1 protein-coding gene is annotated in these 691 nt (G+C 57.0%); it reads left to right on the top strand.

Translation table 11 applies throughout. The annotated features are described in order from the left end of the window. Positions 1-38 precede the first annotated feature (38 nt). A partial coding sequence (locus tag EN879_RS37925) for an ABC transporter permease (RefSeq protein ID WP_164774945.1) occupies positions 39-691 on the top strand: 653 nt, incomplete at its 3' end.

The raw sequence follows: 691 nt of genomic DNA, 5'->3' as shown, positions 1-691 counted from the left end.
CGTTCGTTCAATCCCCTCGCGATGCACTGAGGTCAGAAATGCTTGCGCTTGTACTTTCCCGCATAGCGATCATGGTTCCGAACGTTATCGTTCTGACCTTTCTGCTGTTCACGTCGGTTACGTCCTTTCTGGGGACACCGGCGGCGATCATGCTGGGAGAGAACGCGTCCCCTCAATCGATTGCCGATCTCAACGCGAAGCTGGGCTTCGACCAGCCCATCCTGTCGCGTTACTGGAACTGGATCAGCGCGGCATTGTCGGGCGACCTGGGTCGATCCTACTCCACCCAGCAGCCTGTCGCGCAAATGATCGCGGATGCTCTTCCTCTAACGCTCGAGCTGGCATCCTGGGCGATCCTCATCGCATTCCTGGGGGCCACGCTAATCAATTCGGCTACGTTCATGAAAAAGCTGGTGGACCGGCTCACCGCCGCCATAAGCATCGTTGGCATCACTGTACCGAATTTCTTTCTCGGACTGCTGCTGATCTACCTGTTTTCGGTTCAGCTACGCTGGCTGCCGACGACCGGATGGTCGCCGTGGTCACGGGGCGCTGGGCAACATCTCATCCACATGATCCTGCCCATTATCACGCTTACGACCTTCTATTTCAGCTCCTTCACGCTCGTCTACAAGGCCGAATATCAGTCGGTGAAAGGCAACCTTTACATCCAGGCCGCGCGGTCCAAGGG

This window comes from Mesorhizobium sp. M7A.F.Ca.AU.002.02.1.1, from assembly GCF_003998535.1.
Lineage (GTDB): Bacteria > Pseudomonadota > Alphaproteobacteria > Rhizobiales > Rhizobiaceae > Mesorhizobium > Mesorhizobium ciceri.
This window is presented reverse-complemented; position numbering and strand designations above follow the sequence as displayed.